Genomic DNA, 14,380 nt, shown 5'->3' with positions numbered 1-14,380 from the left:
CTTCTTTTATATGTTCATTCACAATCATCACATACTTCCCAGTACGGCCCCATTTCGAGTGCTAAATACGGCTTTAATTGCAACCGAATCATCCGACTAGGCATACGTTCTAAAACGAATTGAATCCCTTCTTCTTCTTCGTCTAATTCAACTTTTGAAATCGCAATTCTTTGCATCGTCGAAATAGGCATTCCATCTTTATATAAAGTGATTTTCACCTCATCATATTCATTAAAATACAATTCAACACTCATTTGATTTTTCAACATTTCATTAACAATTTCATATTTATCATTTCGTTCCTGGATTATATATTTCCAGCCGCCTCTACCTTCTTCTTTCGGAGCTGCTTGAAACAATGTCATCAAATCCTCGTATAGCATAAGATAACCCCTCTCTTACTAAAAAACAATGAGTATTTTATATACCCTTTATCTCTATCACTATCCATATGTATTGTACCATATATCGCCGTTTTTACCGTATTCATTTGCTTCATAACTGCATATAAAACACCTGATTCTCTGTATTACTTTGTGGATTGTATCTTAATTCATTTCTTAATACCCTTCTAAAGCTTTCAAATCATATCAAACTTAAGGAAATGCTTTCTTTGTCCATCCTCCACTTATTATTTCCTTGCAACAACAAAAAAGAAGAGTGACTTATAACACTCTCCTTAAAAGAATTTCCCCGTAGCTGCTAATGCTAATACTAGTATTAAAATTGTAAATAATAAGGATACAATGAAACTAAAAATAGGTAATGCTTTCTTTTCATTCTTCTTAAAGAGTAACTTTAAACTAAGAAAGATGTTTACTGGTACAAATATAAAATAAAAGTATTTAACAATTTGCACCGAACTATTTGAAAGTGTTTTTAAAATAAACACTTCAATGAGAAAAACCATGAAAAACGAAATACTTAACCAAAATGAGACATAACTAAGCCAAGAATGTCTTTTGGTACCCCAGTACACTCCCATATTTATCTCCTTTATTTGTATTCTATATGATTCTTATTATACACAAAGTTAACAAATACCTCTATTTTTCGACAAATATTATATAAAATATACCTTTAAATATTATAAAAATACTCTCCATCCCCATTTACTTTTATATAATAAAAACAGGCAACTCCCAAATAGCATATTACTATTTGGGAGTTGCCTGTCCTCTGCTAAACTTTAAATCTTTCAATTAACCCTTGTAACTCTTCAGCCATTTGAGATAATGTACCCGCCGCAGAACTAATTTCCTCAATGGACGCTAATTGTTCTTCTGCTGATGCTGCAACGTTTTGAGTACTCGTCGCATTATTCTGCGCTGTCATTGCAATTTGTCCTACCGAAATAGACACTTCATTTGCACCTTTTGACATCCCGTTAGCCGTTTCAACCATCGTTTTAATTTGATCGGCAATTTCATTTGTAGATTGTAAAATCTCAGTAAAGTTTTGCTTCGTTTCATTTGCAATAACAAGTCCAGATTGAACTTCTTCATTTACATGACCCATAGACTTTACTGTCTTACTCATGTCATCTTGTATTTCACATATTAATTTACTTATTTCACTAGAAGATACGCTAGACTTCTCCGCCAATTTACGTACTTCATCTGCAACAATTGCAAATCCTCTTCCGTGCTCTCCCGCTCTTGCAGCTTCAATTGCTGCATTCAAAGCTAGAAGATTTGTTTGATCTGCAATATTTTGAATTACTTCTAATATGTCACCAATTTGCTTTGATTTATTATTTAGTAACTGAATAACCTCATCTGATTGTGAAACAGATTCTGCAATTGACTGCATTTGATTTACTGTTTTTCCGACTAGTTTCCCACCATTTTCTGCTTTTTCACGAGTATGAGCCGAAGCCGTACTAATTGATGATGAACTATTTGCTACATGCTGAATGCCTTCTGTTACATCAAATAGTAACATTGCCCCATTTTCTACACTTGTCGTTTGCGTTGTTGCCCCGCTTGATATTTCGTCCATTGCCATCGTAATTTGCTCAGTCGCTTCACTCGCCTGTCTTACACTTGCTGTTAGCTCTTCTGATGCTGCTGCAACATGTCCAGCCGAAGTATTAATTCTTCCGATTAATGTTCGCAATGCATCTGTCATCTCATTAAATCCTTTTGCAAGTTGACCGATTTCATCATTAGAATGAATATCAATTGTTTGCGTTAAATCTCCCTCACTTATTTCTTTAGAAGTGACAACTAATCTTTTTAAGGGCTTTGTTATAGAAAGTGTCACAAAATAAATAAGTGCCCCACCTATAACTAATGAAATGAACATAACAATTAACATATTATAAAATACAGGCTGCGCAGCTTCAATTACTTCATTTGAGTACATAGTCCCGCCAATCTTCCAACCTGTTTTTACATTTGTAGCAAATACCATTTGTTTTTCACTACCGTCATACGTATAAGAAAAAGCCCCATGATTATCTTCATAAATTTTCTTTGCCCAAGAATCGGCTGCTTTTTCTCCTGATTTTTCTTGAGGGTGTGCAATTATTTTTTGTTTCCCATCTAAGATGAAAGCATATCCCTTTTTACCAATATTAATTAACTTCGTTGTTTTTAATAAATTATCTAAACTTAAATCTACCGCTACAACACCGTTTTTATCTTCTGCTTGTTTTGCAATCGTTACGACAATATGTCCATTTCCTTTTGCCTTATACGGCTCAGTAATTACAATACCACCTTGTTTTGCTACTGCATCTTTATACCAAGAACGTTCTGTTGGATCGTAGTCTGCTGCCATTTGTATATTTGGTTCTTGTACAAATTTTTTATCGTTTCCAGCAACATATACTTGTTCAACATCTTTATTCAAATTGATATATTGTGATAATATTTTTCTTAATTCCTCTTGATTATCCCCTTGATACATATTCCCTTGAATCACCCGTGCAAAATTATTTACATCATTAAATTTCGCCTCAATCATTTGATTGATTAAATTATCTAATATTTTTATATTGTCGTGAGCACTGCTCGTAATTTGTGATTCAAAATTCTTTTTAGCTGTTTGATAAGACATGCCTCCTATAATAGAGACAGCCGCAATTAAAATAACAAAAAATGAAATTAATAGTTTTTTTGCTACTTTCATATCACGAAACCAATTTAATAGTCTACCCATTACAAACCTCCTGCTTTTCAATTTTAAAAGTTAAATCTAACGAATTATAAATATTTCCCATTCCCTAATTATTATTTTCATAACCTATTATGATGAATACTTTGTAAAGTTTAAACAATTAATTTCCCTTTGTCCATATATATGAATAATATTATTATAAAATTTACAAATGCAAAAAGCCAAAGGGAACCACCCTTTGACTTTTCACATTTTTTTATGCTGTTTAGAAATCTTTTTCCACTTATCACGCTCTGCCCTTGCAAGAATAGCATCTTGTTTTCTAATGAAATACGCTAGTTCTCTTTGTAATTTTTTATAGCTTTGCAAACGATTTATCGTCATAATCCCGTTATCAATTGCACTATGCACTGCGCACCCTGGCTCATTTTCATGCTTACAGTCCCTAAAACGGCACGTTTTTGCTAGTTCTTCAATATCAGAAAATGTTGTTTGAATTGCATCGCTTCCTTCCCAAAGCTGTAGCTCCCTCATACCAGGAGTATCAATAACTAAACTACCACTCGGTAATCGGAACAATTCACGATGAGTTGTCGTATGCCTCCCTTTACTATCTTCCTCACGAATATCACCCGTTTTTGCTACTTCAATTCCTATAAGTGCATTTAACAAAGTGGATTTTCCAACCCCAGATGATCCGACTAGAGCAATTGTTTTTCCTGAAGAAACAAATTGCTGCAACGATTCAATACCAGTATGTTCTAAACTATCAACAACGAAGATCGGAACACCAATTGCCACAGCTTCTGTTTCAACGATTTTCTGTTCCACGTCCTCACATAAGCTACTCTTTGTTAAAACAATAACAGGCATTGCACCACTTTCATACGCTAATAGTAAATAGCGCTCTATTCTTCTTACGTTAAAATCATGGTTAAGTGCATTCACTAAAAATAGATAATCTACATTTGCTGCTATTACCTGCTCTTCCGTTCGAGTACCGGCCTCTTGTCTAGAAAAAGAGCTTCTTCTCGGAAAAATACGATGAATAATTGCTTTCTTTTCATTCTCTATTTTCTTTATATATACCCAATCACCAACCGCTGGATAATCACCCTTCGTTACTGCTTCATGCCGAAACTTACCAGACAGCTCTGCCATATATTCACCATCATTACAAATAATTCGATATATATGCTTATGCTCGAGTAAAATACGCCCTACTTCAAAGTTCTCTACAGCTTGTTCCTCAAAAAAAGAATCCCAGCCGAACGATTCTAAAATATTTTGGTTCAAATTGATATCCTCCCTAGTGTAAGCTAAGCGGAAGGATCGCGCGCTAACTTATACAGTCTCGCCCTTTCCATCCACCTTTGTATTTGGTTTATTATTCATATAAGTTATGTTCGCCATAATACATCACCCCGTTCTCATTTTAATTACTCTCATTATATGGAATATCCATACAAAAAGCTACCTTATTTAACTTAATTTTCGAATAATTTATTTTTTATCATTCTAATTTGCCCACGGTGACTCATCTCATCTTCTAGCACGTGAAACCACAAATAGTACTGGTTATGCGCTACACCGTTAAGCCACTTTCTTTCTGACATGAGCCATTCATCACCTTGTTCACCCAAATACTTCAGTGATTCTTCTCGAACACTTTGTAGAAGTTGGACATAATATTTTATTTCATGACCACGAATCGTTTTCCCCGATTCTCCTAAATAGAGTGCGTCTTTCCATATTTCTAATTCTTCCTTTGTAAAGTCACGCTCTTGAAATGAAATAAGCTGATGTGCTTTTTCAATAGCTGCTATATGCTTTAGTAACGCTCCAATGGAATTCCCTCCACTCGGTATCATTAAATCTAATTGCTCAACCGATAGATTTTTTATTTCCAGGAATGTTACAACCCTTGTATGCTCCAGCATGCTGACTAATTCCCCTATATTTTTTGTATAACCATCCACACTTCTTATTCGGTAATCTATATTCATATCACGCACCCCTTTTTACATTCATATTAAGGAATAACTGCTTCATATAATAGACTCATATATATCAGATTTTTCCGATACAATTAAATTGAATATAGAAAAAAACCAAACAAACTTTCTCAATATGCTTCTATGAAATATTAAAAGGAATCAATATAAAATAATCGAATCTTATTCACTAAAAGGAGTGGATTCGATGGAAATGTATCAATGGCTAACTGCTGTTCTCGTTGGTGGCATTACCGGTTTCGTTTCCCATCTAATCAATAACCAAGGTAAGTTATTGCTTCCACGCCGTTTGAAAACTTTTTTTCACTTTGGGTTTTTGACTGATATTTTCACTGGTAGTCTAGCTGCACTTCTTGGACTCGTTTTATTCGATGTCACCTTAATAAAAGAAATTATTAAAGTATCCATTGTGACTGCTATTTCCGGTCAGACTTTCTTACTACACCAAGCGCTCGGTGGTGAGCAGGCTAAAAATAAACAAATTGGGAAAGCTGATGAGAAGATTCAAGAAATTGACAAATTATTACGACGTTAGTCTGTACTTTCTTTAAAAATTATTGCTATAATAAACAATAAATATTTTCTATTGCGTCGTTTGTCAGAAGAAAGGGTGTTTCGTATGACAAAAAAGAAAATAGAAGATTTCTTAACAAACACTGAAAAAGAGGAACTGCTAGAAAACTATAAATGTTTACGAGAAGCCCGCACAAAAAGCGAAGCTAACTATTTTGGTGAAGCAGTAAACCATCTATTAAATAAAGCAAAACAACGAATTATTAAAGATGCAGGCATACATGATGAAAATGCAGCAACTGTTCAATCAAAAAGAAAAGCACTGTTTTAGTTCATTAGCTAAAACAGTGCTTTTATTATGTTATTTTTCACATTACTTTCACATCTATTTCACAATTATAAGTAGTCCTATATGTTATACTCAGTATATCCTTTTCCAAGGAACTATATGCCGATATATTAATCCCTATCTCTATAGGGATTTTTATTTTTGGGCTCTTTTTTTATTTGTAAAGACTTTATGACGCAATTCCTGTTTCACTATTTTCAGTAAGCTTTTCACTTTTTCTAAACAGAAATAAAGCTATAATATATAATAACGCAGTAAAACTACCTACAAATATAAAATTGTGAGATGCTGCAAATAACATTCCTGCCATTGCCGCTCCAATCATTTGACCAATATACATAGAAGCATTCGCTAGAGCGGCTCCTGTTCCTCTTGCTATACTAGACATGTTTTGTAAATGCCTCATCATTAATACAAACAAAATTCCTGTCATAAAAAATAAAACAAAAAATAATAACTCCACAAATATAATGTTATTTACATGAGGAAGTAATACATATAGCACTGCTGTAAATATAATTCCACCATAGAAAGAAAGGTTATAACCAATTTTATTTACGATTCTAGGACCAAAAATATTACCAGTTAAATTTCCTAATCCTAATACGAGCATAGCTGTTCCTATTTCATGAATTCGCAAGCCAAATTGAATAGACAGCCACACACCGAAAAATGAAAATGCAGCAAAATTACCAGTTTGAAAAACAAAATATGCAAAATAAGAAAGTGAAATTTTTGAATCTGTAAGTAATTGTTTATAGCGCTCTAAGATGTTTGTTTTACTTTCACCTATATGAACCGGTTGTATTTCTGGTAATGCTACATAAATAAGAATGACAAGTAATCCTGATAATATACCGATGACGAAGAATGGTGTTGTATAGTGTATCATTGCCAAATACGATCCAACTGGCAACCCTAAAATTTGAGAGATTGATAACCCTGCTGTTGCAATTCCAAACGCCTTTACAATTTGTTCCTTCTCTATAAGAAGCGGAATAGATGCCCACACTTGTGGAGATACAAAAGCTGCACTCACACCTGCTAAAAATCTAAATGTTAACATCCATAGAAAACTCGGTGCCATCCCACATAAAAACGTACTTAACGCAAAAAAACTCATTCCTATTACCATCACTTTTTTTCTATTTAATCCATCTGATATAGGACCAGCGATAAGTGCAAATACAGCGTATCCTAAAGCATATGAACTTACCATCCACCCTGACAACTCAGTTGAAATATGATACACCTGTTGTAAAGTTGGTAAAAGTGGTGAAATTAAGAAAGTATCTGTACCGATCATAAACATGATTGTAAAGAATACAGCTAGTACTCTTTTCATTTAAATCTTCTCCTTTTATATAAAGTGAAACTTTAATCAGCCCTCACCAATCGGGCTTTTATGGGCAGTTGATCCCCCCACCTACCTTCTTTACTTTCGCTGAATTTTGAGATGGGGGTCTTACTGCCCATTAAAGCGGGATAAAAAGAGGAAACTATCCCCCTTTCAATTAATCTTCTAAAATAGATTCAATCTCTTTCATGACTTTTTCATTCAATGAAACTTCCACCGCTCTTACACTTTCTCTTATTTGCTCCGCTCGTTTCCCACCAGGAATAACAGTATCAATTCCTTTTTGGTTTAATAACCACGCTAAAGCTAAATGCGATAATTCGAGATCCTTTTCTTTAGCTAAGTCTTTTAATTTTTCAACTTTCTTAAAGTTACTCTTATATGTATTCTCTTCAAATAGATTTACACTTTGACGCCAATCTCCTTTATTCAATTTGAAATCTTCTGTATATTTACCACCTAGTATCCCAAAAGCAAGAGGCCCGTAAGGAATAAATGAAATACCTGATTCTATACAATATGGCAAAAGTTCTTCCCTAGCAGTACGATCTAACATATTATACGGTGATTGTACAACATCTATGTGTCCGTGCTGATTCGCTTCTTTTAATTGCTCTACGTTTACGTTAGATATTCCAATTGAACGAATTTTCCCTTCTTCTTTTAGGCGAGTAAGTTCTCCAATTGAATCTATGTAACTTGTTTCTGGGTTTGTAAAATGTAAATAATATAAATCAATATAATCAGTTTGTAATCTTCTTAAGCTATTGTCTACAGCATTTCTTAAATAGCTCGGTTCATTATTCATATAAACCTCTCCATTTAATAACGGTTGTATTCCACCTTTGGTAGCAAGTACAACTTCATGGCGTTTTCCTTTCAATACTTCTCCCACCAATTCCTCTGATCTACCGAAACCGTATGAATCTGCCGAATCAAAAAATGTAATCCCTTGCCCGATAGCTTCTTCTATTAATCGTTTTCCTTCTTCCTCATTCACATCAGCATATAAATTATGTCCCCCTACAGCGTTTGTTCCTAACCCCAATTTTGAAATATGTAGTCCTGCCTTTTGCAATTTTGTATACTTCATTTTTTCTCCCCCTATATTTCTATTGTTCGAATATATTCGAACAATAGAAATATACCACTTTATATGTTATAGTGCAAATATATTAACTTATACAAGCAGGTGAAAAAATGCGTACTCTCTATCATCCAAATCGAGAAGAAATTCAATTCTCTTCTGTTCTATATGCACTTAGCGATCAAATTCGTTTACAAATTGTAACTATGCTACTAGAAAAAAACGAACAATCTTGTGGCGCGTTAAACATTCCAATCGCGAAATCAACTTTATCACACCATTTCAAAGTTTTACGTGAATCCGGTGTTATGTATACACGCCTTGAAGGAACTCAACGTTTCATTTCAATTCGTGAAGATGACTTAAATGCTAGATTCCCCGGTTTATTAGATGTCGTATTACATGCGACAGAGCCATACTAAAAAACATCTCATAAAAATATGAGATGTTTTTTAGTAATTGTTATTCTTTCAATAAATCTAATAAACCATTCCCTTCAGATGTACGTTCATATCCTAAAGGTACAGTTCTTTTAATAAGTTGTGCATATATTTCTGGTTCTGATAACTTTCTACCATATTCCCTTTCACACTGCTTTATGAGCAATGCCAGTGCTCCAGCGACATGCGGTGTCGCCATAGAAGTACCACTTAATACCGCATATTTCCCTTCAGGATACGTAGATAATATTTCATCGCCTGGCGCCACTAAATCAATTTCTTGATTTGAATTACTAAAACATGCGATTTTCCGATCTAAATTGACAGCGCCGACTTCAATTACTTCTGAGTATGCACCTGGGAAATCTAGTTCCTCCGTGTTATCATTACAATCTCCATTATTCCCAGCAGCACATACGACGAGAACATCTTGCTTTACCGCATTTTGAATTGCTTCATGTAATTCCGGAACGTCTTGCGGGCCACCAAGTGACATGGAAATGACTCTAACTCTTTCTTTATTAGGCCCTCTCCAATTTACAGCATAATGAATCGCCTCAATAATTTGCTCATAACTTCCAGAACCATCCCCTGCTAAAACCTTTAACACTAGCATTTTAGCAAGTGGTGCCACTCCTAAAACACCGATTCCATTTTCAGTCGCTGCAATTGTCCCCGCTACATGAGTACCGTGTCCGTTATTATCAAGATAAATATTTGGATCTCCTTCGTAATCTTTCGTGAAATTTCTTCCGCCGATAATACGATCCTTTAAATCTATATGATTCGTATCACACCCTGTATCTAATACGGCAACGACAATATCTTTTCCTTTCGCACTCTTCTCCCATACTTGCGGAGCATGAATGAGTTGTACACCTGGCGGAATTTCATTTACTTGTTCAACCACCTTATCTACTGTAAAAGGAATCAATTGTATACCTTTTTGTTTATTCGCTGTACTACTATTCATCGTAATCCCTCCTGAAAATATATTATTTTCATTTCAGACCACTTTTGAAAACACTTACATGTAACATTCGTTTTATGTGTTTCGTTTTCCTTCCTTAAAAATGTTTCTCAATAAGGCTTACGAATTTTATACTACTCTTTTATCCCGCTTTAATGGGCAGCCCGATTGGTAAGGGCTGATTAAAGTTTCACTTTATTTATCTCGTAATTTTTAGAAACGAAAAATTACGAGATAAATAAAAGGACCAATTGAATGGTCCTTTTATAGTTTTTAAAGAATGATATGGAATTTTAAAAATAATTTGAATTAAGACTAAACCTCACTCTTGTTTAAAAACTTTTCTATTTCTTTTATTAAATATTTCGCTCCATCTATACTAACAGTAATGTTTCCATTTGCTAATGATATGTTTTGATTTGAAACATCACCTGTTATTTGACAAGCATTGTAAGGTTGATATTTTTGTAAAATGACTTTGTCTTCTTCTACGAAAATTTCAAGCGGTGATTTAATTTGTATTCCCAATACATCACGTAATTCTTTAGGAATTACAATTCGTCCTAATTCGTCTACTTTTCGAATAACTCCTGTTGCTTTCATATTACTTCCTCCCTTACTTTTTATTAATTTTTTCACCTCGCTTTTTCCATTTTATCATTTTTTGGTAATACCTGCCTCTTTTTAGAAAATTTTGTACTCAAGTTAAAAAAACACATTTAACGAATACGTAATCTCTCTTTCAATTGTTTTAAATAACGAGATCGAATCAGTAAAAAATATACAACTTGAATTCCTATGAAAATACTTAATACAATCGCATTTTCTTTAAATAGTGAGTACTCAAACATCTGTCCGAGTGCAGTTAACGCTACTGCCCCATGTAATGTTGCAACACCTATTGGAACGAAGAATAAAAGTCCCAATCGAATTGTAACTACTTTCGATAATTCTCCACTTGTTAAGCCTACTTTTCGAATCATTTCAAACAAACGAGTATCATCCTCCAAGTCAGAAAACAAACGGAAATAAAGGAAGCTTCCTGCACATACGAAAAATACAATACCAATAAAGAAACCTACAAATAGAATTGGTCCTGCAATTTGTAAACTTTGGTTTTGTTCGTACTCTTCTGCACTAAACGTTGTATGTTCTTCATAAGGCTTCATCTGATGCGTTAGTTCTTTACCAACCTCAACTTCATCTTTCGTTCCTTCTGTTTTGTACACATAATCTTTTTCCTCTTTAAATCCATCTTGTAATGCATCATATTGATTTTTAGAGATTACATAAACGTTACCTCTTAATATTTTACTTAATGAAGAAGTATTAACTTTTTTCACATATAAAGGTTCACTCAAATGTGGTAAAGTAATTTCTTTTCTTTCCTTCATCGGTGGTCCTGGTATATCGACTGACAAAAATAAAACTTCTTTTGGGGATACCGCATGAAAGGGTTCTCCTGTTAACTTCGCATATTCCTTATAGTCTGATTCCTTTATAAAGGTGGCGCTTTTTAACGACTGCTCTTCCGTTTTCTTCGTTGAAATATTAGTTTTTGAAGCTGCTATACTATGTTTCTTTAATCCTTCGTCAATCATTTTCAAATGCTGTGATTCATTACTATTTCCTTGCTTAGAATGATAGTGAAACGCAATTGGTCTCTCCATAATCGCCTTTGTCATTGATGTAAAGCCAACTAATGTACCTATTGCTGAAAATGCTACAGTTGAAATTATGGTTACAATAAAGAACATTCTTGCGTTATCTCTCATACGGTAAGCTAAATCTGACAACGTAATAATATTTGTCTGTGTCCAATAGAAACGTTTACTTTTTTTACATAGTCTAATAATAAAGACACTCAACTGCTTATACAGCAAATACGTACCAATAATGACTACCGTTGTAACAGGAATCATCATGATAAATACCATTGCACCGTGTGACATAAGCGCTCCTGCATATCCCGCACTAAGCAATATGACTGCTAATATAGAAGAAAAAATGGATGCTCTCGGTTCCGGCTTCGCTTCTGCTGATCCTCTAAACAATTTCATAATTTTATTCTTCCGGATCATTCCTGCACTAAACAATGAAATAATCATAAATAATACGAAAAACATAATACTCGTTACAACAATGGCTTTCATTGGAATGTAATAAGGTAAGGAAATATCTAACTTTAATATCATGGGAGCTACAAACATTAATACTCCAGAAAATAACATTCCTGCTAGAATTCCAAAAATAATTGCCCCTATCCCAATCATAATATTTTCAAAAAAGATCAGACGCTTTAATTGATATTTCGTCATACCTAACATCATTAAAATTCCTAATTCACGCTTTCTCGTTTTTAAAAACATTCCCATCGAATATAAAATAAAGAAAAATGTAAATAAGTAAATAATGGACTGCGCAAACGACATACTTACGAACACGTATTGTCCCAATTCTCCAGCACTTAACGCCGGATGAAACGCAAAAAATGAATAAACAAAAAAAGCCATAATAGCAAATGCACTACTTAAAAAATATGCTGAGTATGTTCGTCTATTTCGCGTTACATTTCGGTATGCGAGTTCTCTAATGTTCATATTCCTTCTCCGCCCTTCTACTAGCTATGTTCTTATATTAGTAAAATGCGGAAATAGCTTCCATCGATTCAAATGACAAAAACCTTACATTATTGAAAGGTTTCAAAAAAATTGCTTAAACGATGCAGTTTCATTATAATGACTACATTCATATTCATACACACATCCTATTGTATATTCGTTAATTTTGCGAAATAATAAAGGATAGAAGTATGTACCAATATACATATAAACTTATTTACCGCTTTAATATGAATAGGAGGAAAACATAATGACATTGCAAGAACAGATTATGAAAGCATTACACGTTCAACCTGTAATTGATCCGAAAGCAGAAATCCGTAAACGTGTTGATTTCTTAAAAGATTATGTAAAAAAAACAGGTGCGAAAGGATTTGTACTTGGAATTAGTGGCGGACAAGACTCTACATTAGCGGGACGTTTAGCCCAGCTTGCAGTTGAAGAAATTCGTAATGAAGGTGGTAACGCAACGTTTATCGCCGTGCGCCTTCCCTATAAAGTGCAAAAAGACGAAGATGATGCGCAATTAGCATTACAATTTATTCAAGCTGATCAATCTGTTGCATTTGATATCGCTTCAACAGTTGATGCTTTCTCAAATCAATACGAAAACTTATTAGGTGAATCATTAACAGATTTCAATAAAGGTAACGTGAAAGCACGTATCCGCATGGTTACACAATATGCAATCGGTGGACAAAACAGCCTTCTTGTTATCGGAACAGATCACGCTGCAGAAGCTGTAACGGGATTCTTTACAAAATTCGGAGATGGTGGTGCAGATTTATTACCATTAACAGGATTAACGAAGCGCCAAGGACGTGCTTTACTACAAGAATTAGGTGCAGACGAGCGACTTTATTTAAAAATGCCAACAGCTGATTTATTGGATGAAAAACCTGGTCAAGCTGATGAAACAGAGTTAGGTATTACATACGATCAACTTGATGACTATTTAGAAGGTAAAGCAGTTCCAACTGACGTTGCAGAAAAAATTGAAAAACGTTACACAGTGAGCGAACATAAGAGACAAGTTCCAGCATCTATGTTTGATGATTGGTGGAAGTAAGTAAAACATAAAAAAGAAGCTAATCTCATTTAGCTTCTTTTTTATATGTTAACGATATACCCCTACTCTTTTCTCCAATACATCCTGCAAGCAATCTTCATGTTGTTTACAAAATAAAGGCGGCATTTTATCTAACGGGAAAAACTGCAAATCCAATGTTTCATCACCGTCTGTTCTTTTCTCTCCTCCAACAATTGAGCATGAAAAGACTATCACAATTGACTGTGCCTTGTCTCCATTTGGATATGATTGAAAATATTTTGTATACACTCCAATAAGCTCATTTATTTCTACATCATACCCGGTTTCTTCTTTTATTTCTCGAATTGCAGTTTCTGTAGCCGATTCTCCAATTTCCATTGCCCCGCCAGGAAAGCCCCAGGCATTAAAGTCTCCTCTTTTTTGCAGTAATACTTCTCCTTCTTTATTAAATACACAACCACCGGCAAAGTTTAAGAAAACATAATCATGTCCTACTTTTTCACGTAATTCTTTTATATAATTGGCCATTCTCTTTCCCCTTTTCATACTTCTTTTATCACTATTTCTTATCTTTTTCAAGCAATTCAATAATTCGATCTAGCTTCTGGTTCATATTAATCGCGTGGTGTTTCTTTGCAGCACTGCTTTGTAATACTCTTCTAATAAACAAAGTAAATGATATGAAAAACAAAACGATAAGTCCGATTACTAAACAAGTATATATCAATGTAAATATATTACTTTCGAAGAAGTTCATTCAGCATTCACATCCTCTCCTCGTTATTTTATCACATAATTCCCAATATTTTAAAGTGATAAACAAATGTAAAAAGAGCACCTTTTTACAGATGCTC

At 34.1% G+C, this 14,380-nt stretch carries 16 protein-coding genes; 4 read left to right on the top strand and 12 right to left on the bottom strand.

The features are described from left to right. Positions 1-14: 14 nt before the first annotated feature. The 5 genes from ACTFRN_RS12500 to ACTFRN_RS12480 all read right to left on the bottom strand — a co-directional run bounded on the left by ACTFRN_RS12500 (position 15) and on the right by ACTFRN_RS12480 (position 5,129). A complete protein-coding gene (locus ACTFRN_RS12500) occupies positions 15-383 on the bottom strand; it encodes a DUF3979 family protein (protein ID WP_000965086.1) in 369 nt (122 codons plus the stop codon). A 296-nt stretch (positions 384-679) separates the two neighbouring features. Next, on the bottom strand, positions 680-985 hold the full coding sequence (locus tag ACTFRN_RS12495) for a hypothetical protein (RefSeq protein ID WP_000539578.1): 306 nt from the start codon (positions 983-985) through the stop codon (positions 680-682). Between the two features lie 197 nt (positions 986-1,182). After that, a complete protein-coding gene (locus tag ACTFRN_RS12490; RefSeq protein ID WP_000533117.1) occupies positions 1,183-3,165 on the bottom strand; it encodes a HAMP domain-containing methyl-accepting chemotaxis protein in 1,983 nt (660 codons plus the stop codon). Positions 3,166-3,369: 204 nt separating this feature from the next. Next, positions 3,370-4,419 (bottom strand): ribosome small subunit-dependent GTPase A, encoded by a 1,050-nt coding sequence (rsgA, locus tag ACTFRN_RS12485; protein WP_001073055.1) that lies wholly within the window; start codon positions 4,417-4,419, stop codon positions 3,370-3,372. 191 nt (positions 4,420-4,610) lie between these two features. Next, a complete protein-coding gene (locus ACTFRN_RS12480; protein ID WP_074567835.1) occupies positions 4,611-5,129 on the bottom strand; it encodes a DinB family protein in 519 nt (172 codons plus the stop codon). 196 nt (positions 5,130-5,325) lie between these two features. Here ACTFRN_RS12480 and ACTFRN_RS12475 point away from each other — a divergent pair, with 196 nt between their 5' ends. Next, positions 5,326-5,673 carry a DUF4257 domain-containing protein gene (locus ACTFRN_RS12475; RefSeq protein ID WP_000426318.1) on the top strand — a complete coding sequence of 116 codons (348 nt, stop codon included), beginning with the start codon at positions 5,326-5,328 and terminating at the stop codon, positions 5,671-5,673. A gap of 84 nt (positions 5,674-5,757) precedes the next feature. Further along, on the top strand, positions 5,758-5,982 hold the full coding sequence (locus tag ACTFRN_RS12470; RefSeq protein WP_000162606.1) for a hypothetical protein: 225 nt from the start codon (positions 5,758-5,760) through the stop codon (positions 5,980-5,982). Between the two features lie 187 nt (positions 5,983-6,169). On the opposite strand, the gene ACTFRN_RS12465 is transcribed toward ACTFRN_RS12470, so the two are convergent. Beyond that, a complete protein-coding gene (locus ACTFRN_RS12465) occupies positions 6,170-7,345 on the bottom strand; it encodes an MFS transporter (RefSeq protein ID WP_000832304.1) in 1,176 nt (391 codons plus the stop codon). Positions 7,346-7,514: 169 nt separating this feature from the next. After that, positions 7,515-8,450, bottom strand: coding sequence for an aldo/keto reductase (locus ACTFRN_RS12460; protein WP_074567834.1), 936 nt, complete (start codon positions 8,448-8,450; stop codon positions 7,515-7,517). A 107-nt stretch (positions 8,451-8,557) separates the two neighbouring features. Between ACTFRN_RS12460 and ACTFRN_RS12455 the strand changes: the two genes are divergently transcribed. After that, positions 8,558-8,866: an ArsR/SmtB family transcription factor gene (locus ACTFRN_RS12455; protein ID WP_001259918.1), complete on the top strand. Its 309-nt coding sequence runs from the start codon at positions 8,558-8,560 to the stop codon at positions 8,864-8,866. Positions 8,867-8,906: 40 nt separating this feature from the next. Here the strand turns inward: ACTFRN_RS12455 and ACTFRN_RS12450 are convergent, their stop codons facing one another. From ACTFRN_RS12450 to ACTFRN_RS12440, 3 genes are all read right to left on the bottom strand, one after another. Further along, complete coding sequence (locus ACTFRN_RS12450; RefSeq protein ID WP_001089044.1) at positions 8,907-9,857, bottom strand: serine protease; 951 nt, start codon at positions 9,855-9,857, stop codon at positions 8,907-8,909. 312 nt (positions 9,858-10,169) lie between these two features. Further along, a complete protein-coding gene (locus ACTFRN_RS12445; RefSeq protein WP_000648331.1) occupies positions 10,170-10,457 on the bottom strand; it encodes an AbrB/MazE/SpoVT family DNA-binding domain-containing protein in 288 nt (95 codons plus the stop codon). A 116-nt stretch (positions 10,458-10,573) separates the two neighbouring features. Then, on the bottom strand, positions 10,574-12,454 hold the full coding sequence (locus ACTFRN_RS12440) for an FtsX-like permease family protein (RefSeq protein WP_074567833.1): 1,881 nt from the start codon (positions 12,452-12,454) through the stop codon (positions 10,574-10,576). Positions 12,455-12,725: 271 nt separating this feature from the next. Between ACTFRN_RS12440 and nadE the strand changes: the two genes are divergently transcribed. Further along, complete coding sequence (nadE, locus tag ACTFRN_RS12435; RefSeq protein WP_000174882.1) at positions 12,726-13,544, top strand: ammonia-dependent NAD(+) synthetase; 819 nt, start codon at positions 12,726-12,728, stop codon at positions 13,542-13,544. 48 nt (positions 13,545-13,592) lie between these two features. Here nadE and ACTFRN_RS12430 read toward each other — a convergent pair whose 3' ends face one another. After that, complete coding sequence (locus tag ACTFRN_RS12430) at positions 13,593-14,054, bottom strand: NUDIX hydrolase (RefSeq protein ID WP_074567832.1); 462 nt, start codon at positions 14,052-14,054, stop codon at positions 13,593-13,595. Between the two features lie 31 nt (positions 14,055-14,085). Next, positions 14,086-14,283, bottom strand: a complete 198-nt coding sequence (locus ACTFRN_RS12425; RefSeq protein ID WP_014893815.1) for a DUF4083 domain-containing protein — start codon at positions 14,281-14,283, stop codon at positions 14,086-14,088. Between the last annotated feature and the right edge of the window lie 97 nt (positions 14,284-14,380).

It is taken from the genome of Bacillus cereus group sp. MYBK245-2 (assembly GCF_051916145.1).
Classification (GTDB): Bacteria; Bacillota; Bacilli; order Bacillales; family Bacillaceae_G; genus Bacillus_A; species Bacillus_A pacificus.
This window is presented reverse-complemented; position numbering and strand designations above follow the sequence as displayed.

Bases quoted from the DNA above. Each gene is read 5' to 3' on its own strand.
- ACTFRN_RS12455 (WP_001259918.1), top strand. From the start codon at position 8,558: ATGCGTACTCTCTATCATCCAAATCGAGAAGAAATTCAATTCTCTTCT.
- ACTFRN_RS12490 (WP_000533117.1), bottom strand. From the start codon at position 3,165: ATGGGTAGACTATTAAATTGGTTTCGTGATATGAAAGTAGCAAAAAAA.
- ACTFRN_RS12460 (WP_074567834.1), bottom strand. From the start codon at position 8,450: ATGAAGTATACAAAATTGCAAAAGGCAGGACTACATATTTCAAAATTG.
- ACTFRN_RS12465 (WP_000832304.1), bottom strand. From the start codon at position 7,345: ATGAAAAGAGTACTAGCTGTATTCTTTACAATCATGTTTATGATCGGT.
- ACTFRN_RS12495 (WP_000539578.1), bottom strand. From the start codon at position 985: ATGGGAGTGTACTGGGGTACCAAAAGACATTCTTGGCTTAGTTATGTC.
- ACTFRN_RS12500 (WP_000965086.1), bottom strand. From the start codon at position 383: ATGCTATACGAGGATTTGATGACATTGTTTCAAGCAGCTCCGAAAGAA.
- ACTFRN_RS12480 (WP_074567835.1), bottom strand. From the start codon at position 5,129: ATGAATATAGATTACCGAATAAGAAGTGTGGATGGTTATACAAAAAAT.
- ACTFRN_RS12475 (WP_000426318.1), top strand. From the start codon at position 5,326: ATGGAAATGTATCAATGGCTAACTGCTGTTCTCGTTGGTGGCATTACC.
- ACTFRN_RS12470 (WP_000162606.1), top strand. From the start codon at position 5,758: ATGACAAAAAAGAAAATAGAAGATTTCTTAACAAACACTGAAAAAGAG.
- ACTFRN_RS12445 (WP_000648331.1), bottom strand. From the start codon at position 10,457: ATGAAAGCAACAGGAGTTATTCGAAAAGTAGACGAATTAGGACGAATT.
- ACTFRN_RS12430 (WP_074567832.1), bottom strand. From the start codon at position 14,054: ATGGCCAATTATATAAAAGAATTACGTGAAAAAGTAGGACATGATTAT.
- ACTFRN_RS12440 (WP_074567833.1), bottom strand. From the start codon at position 12,454: ATGAACATTAGAGAACTCGCATACCGAAATGTAACGCGAAATAGACGA.
- ACTFRN_RS12450 (WP_001089044.1), bottom strand. From the start codon at position 9,857: ATGAATAGTAGTACAGCGAATAAACAAAAAGGTATACAATTGATTCCT.
- ACTFRN_RS12425 (WP_014893815.1), bottom strand. From the start codon at position 14,283: ATGAACTTCTTCGAAAGTAATATATTTACATTGATATATACTTGTTTA.
- nadE (WP_000174882.1), top strand. From the start codon at position 12,726: ATGACATTGCAAGAACAGATTATGAAAGCATTACACGTTCAACCTGTA.